This window comes from Roseateles sp. (genome assembly GCF_044373315.1).
Lineage (GTDB): Bacteria > Pseudomonadota > Gammaproteobacteria > Burkholderiales > Burkholderiaceae_C > JACDQM01.
The window spans coordinates 1-3,815 of the sequence record NZ_JBILQK010000186.1; the positions used below are offsets into that span (position 1 = coordinate 1).

Below are 3,815 nucleotides of genomic sequence, written 5' to 3' on the forward strand. Positions count from 1 at the left end.
CTGGCCGGCCTGCTGGCTGCATTTGCCGGCATGCTGTTTGGATCGCTGGCGCCGCAGTGGCTGAAGAACCGGCACCTGCACAAGCGCCATGTGGAGGGGCTGCCTGACGAGGCGGCTGCTTGAGCGGGCTGCCCGCCGGTTCGGGCGGGCTTGGGTGCTTGGCGGGCAGCTTATAATTTCGCCTTTTTAATCAACGGTTTAGACCCGCCATGCCCATCTACGCCTACCGCTGCAGTTCCTGCGGTCACGCCAAAGACGTGCTGCAGAAGCTATCCGACGCCCCGCTGACCACCTGCCCGGCCTGTGGCGCCGAGAGCTTTGGCAAGCAGCTGACGGCGGCTGGTTTCCAGCTCAAGGGCTCGGGCTGGTATGCCACTGATTTCAAGGGCGGCTCTGCCGCTTCCACCAGCACAGCAGCCTCGGGCGCAGCGGCAGCAACGGCCGGCGACGCGGCCGCGAGCAGCAGCAGCGAGTCCAGCGCCAGCGCGCCCCCTGCTGCTTGCGGCGGCTCCTGCGCCTGCCACTGAGCGCGGCGCCGGACCATTAGGACGCATGTGAAAAAGTACATCATCACCGGACTCCTGGTCTGGCTGCCGCTGGCCATCACGGTGTGGGTGCTGCTGTGGGTGCTCGGTGTCATCAACGGCGTGTTCTCCGCCTTGCTGTCGGGCATGGATGCGGTGCTGCCTTTGTCCATGCACCAGTCGATCCAGAGCCTGCGCGATGTTCCCGGCCTGGGTGTCCTGATCCTGGCCGTGGCCTTGCTGGTGACCGGCGTGGCCGTCACCAATGTGGCCGGTCAGTGGTGGCTCAGGCAATGGGACCGTCTGCTGACGAACACGCCCATCGTCAAGAGCATCTACAGCTCGGTCAAGCAGGTCTCGGACACGCTGTTCTCTAGCAGCGGCAATGCCTTCCGCGAGGCGGTGCTCGTGCCGTATCCGCATGCAGGCTCCTGGACCATCGCCTTCGTCACCGGCCGGCCCAGCGCCGACGCCGCGCGCCATTTCGGCGAGGAGCATGTCAGCCTGTACGTGCCGACCACGCCCAACCCGACCTCGGGTTTCTTTCTGATGATGCCGCGCTCCAGCATCCGTCCGCTGGACATGAGTGTGGACGCGGCGCTCAAGCACATCATTTCGATGGGCGTGGTGGCGCCGCCGGAGCTCCCGGCCAATGAGGTTCGAAATCTGCCGGGTTGAGCGCACCGGCACGCGCTCAACCCTGAGGGCCGGTACCGGCCCCGCCAGAGCCTCTGAAAACCCATACCGACAAGACTTGACCCCGGTCGCTCCATGAGAGCGGCCGCCCCTGAGATTCCGGAGAAAACCATGCGAACTTGCTACGCCGGCCAAGTCAGCGAAAAGCTGCTCGACCAAACCGTCACCCTGATGGGCTGGGCCCATCGTCGCCGCGACCACGGCGGCGTGATCTTCATCGACCTGCGCGACCGTGAAGGCCTGGTGCAGATCGTCTGCGACCCCGACCGCGCCGAGATGTTCAAGGTGGCGGAAGACGTGCGCAACGAGTTCTGCCTGAAGATCGTCGGCAAGGTGCGCGCGCGCCCCGCCGGCACCGAGAACGCCAACCTCACCAGCGGCAAGGTCGAGGTACTGTGCCACGAGCTGGAAGTGCTGAACCCCTCGGTGACGCCCCCGTTCCAGCTCGACGATGAGAACCTCAGCGAGACCACGCGCCTGACGCACCGCGTGCTGGACCTGCGCCGCCCCTATATGCAGAACAACCTGATGCTGCGCTACCGCGTGGCGATGGAAGTGCGCAAGTTCCTGGACGAGCACGGCTTCGTCGACATCGAGACCCCGATGCTGACCAAGAGCACGCCCGAAGGCGCGCGCGACTATCTGGTGCCCAGCCGCGTGCACGACGGCCAGTTCTTCGCGCTGCCGCAGTCGCCCCAGCTGTTCAAGCAGCTGTTGATGGTGGCTGGCTTCGACCGCTACTACCAGATCACCAAGTGCTTCCGCGACGAGGACCTGCGCGCCGACCGCCAGCCCGAGTTCACCCAGATCGATATCGAGACCTCCTTCCTGACGGAAGAGGAAATCCGCTCGATGTTCGAAGGCATGATCCGCCACGTCTTCCGCAAGGCGCTGAACGTTGAGCTGGGCGACTACCCGGTGATGAAGTACTCGGACGCGATGTTCCTGTACGGCTCGGACAAGCCTGACCTGCGCGTCAAGCTGCAGTTCACGGAACTGACCGAGGTGATGGCCGATGTCGACTTCAAGGTCTTCTCGACGCCCGCCACCACCAAGGGCGGCCGCGTGGTCGCGCTGCGCGTGCCGGGCGGTGCGGCGATGAGCCGCGGCGAGATCGACGCCTACACCGAGTTCGTCAAGATCTACGGCGCTAAGGGCCTGGCCTGGATCAAGGTCAACGAAGTGGCCAAGGGCCGCGAAGGCCTGCAGAGCCCCATCGTCAAGAACCTGCATGACGCCGCGATCGCCGAGATCCTCAAGCGCACCGGCGCGCAGGACGGCGATCTGCTGTTCTTCGGCGCCGACAAGGCCAAGGTGGTCAATGACGCCATCGGCGCGCTGCGCCTGAAGGTGGGCCACAGCGAATTCGGCAAGACCAACGGCCTGTTCAACGATGTCTGGGCGCCGCTGTGGGTGGTCGACTTCCCGATGTTCGAGGAAGACGAGGAGAACAAGCGCTGGTCGGCTGTGCACCATCCCTTCACGGCACCCAAGGATGGCCATGAGGACCTGATGACCAGCGACCCCGGCGCCTGCATCGCCAAGGCCTACGACATGGTGCTGAATGGCTGGGAACTGGGCGGCGGCTCGGTGCGTATCCACCGCGCTGACGTGCAGGCCAAGGTCTTCGAGGCGCTGAACATCAGCGAGGAAGACCAGCGCATCAAGTTCGGCTTCCTGCTGGACGCGCTGCAGTACGGCGCGCCTCCGCACGGTGGCCTGGCCTTCGGCCTCGACCGCATCGTCACGATGATGACCAAGGCCGAGTCGATCCGCGACGTGATCGCCTTCCCGAAGACCCAGCGCGCTCAGTGCCTGCTGACCGGCGCGCCGTCGATGGTCGACGAGAAGCAGCTGCGCGAGCTGCACATCCGCCTGCGCAACCCGGGTGGCGCAACGCCGGCCTGAGGCACCCAGCGCTTGACCCGAGGAAGGGCGGCTCCGGCCGCCCTTTTTTCGTGGCCGACGCGCGGCCCAAGGGCTGGGACAGGACAGGCCGCTAGGTCCCGTGCACCCGAAGGGGCAGGGGAGCGCCGCTCTTGACGCAGCGGATGGCAAAGCTGCTGTTGATGTCCTGTACCACAGGCAGGGCTTGCAGACGTCTCACGATCTGCTCGTACTCGCCCAGCGCCCCCACCACCACTTCCAGCAGGTAGTCATGGCTGCCCGAGACCACATGGCAGCTGATCACCTCGGCCATGGCCTGCATGGCAGCTTCGAACTGCTGCACCGCGTCGGCGCGGTGATGCATCAGGCGGACATTGACGAACACTGTGCTGCCCAGCTGCAAGGCCTGGCGGTCCAGCACCGCGCGGTAGCCGGCAATCAGGCCGCAGTCCTCCAGGCGTTTGAGGCGGCGCGCGCAGGGGCTTTGTGAGAGCGAGACTCGCTCGGCCAACTCGGCCACGGTGAGGCGGCCCTCGCGTTGGAGCAGATCCAGGATTTGGGCGTCGATGCGGTCCATGGGTGGAAATCTGATCTTGCCCCCGCAGTTCCGGACACCGTCCAGTCGCTAAGTTAGCCCTGGTGGGCGGGGTGATTGTGCCGTCGTCGGAACTCCCTCGGCGACATCATCTTCAAACTCGAATGCGGATG

General features: G+C 65.4%; 4 protein-coding genes. 3 read left to right on the forward strand and 1 reads right to left on the reverse strand.

Annotated features, from left to right (window positions below; genetic code table 11):
• Positions 1–209: 209 nt before the first annotated feature.
• The 3 genes from ACIQ67_RS20060 to aspS all read left to right on the forward strand — a co-directional run bounded on the left by ACIQ67_RS20060 (position 210) and on the right by aspS (position 3,128).
• A complete protein-coding gene (locus ACIQ67_RS20060; protein WP_397536140.1) occupies positions 210–527 on the forward strand; it encodes an FmdB family zinc ribbon protein in 318 nt (105 codons plus the stop codon).
• A gap of 27 nt (positions 528–554) precedes the next feature.
• Positions 555–1,202, forward strand: a complete 648-nt coding sequence (locus tag ACIQ67_RS20065) for a DUF502 domain-containing protein (RefSeq protein ID WP_397536141.1) — start codon at positions 555–557, stop codon at positions 1,200–1,202.
• A gap of 129 nt (positions 1,203–1,331) precedes the next feature.
• Positions 1,332–3,128, forward strand: coding sequence for an aspartate--tRNA ligase (gene aspS, locus ACIQ67_RS20070; RefSeq protein ID WP_397536142.1), 1,797 nt, complete (start codon positions 1,332–1,334; stop codon positions 3,126–3,128).
• Between the two features lie 91 nt (positions 3,129–3,219).
• On the opposite strand, the gene ACIQ67_RS20075 is transcribed toward aspS, so the two are convergent.
• A complete protein-coding gene (locus ACIQ67_RS20075; RefSeq protein ID WP_397536143.1) occupies positions 3,220–3,684 on the reverse strand; it encodes an Lrp/AsnC family transcriptional regulator in 465 nt (154 codons plus the stop codon).
• Positions 3,685–3,815: the final 131 nt, after the last annotated feature.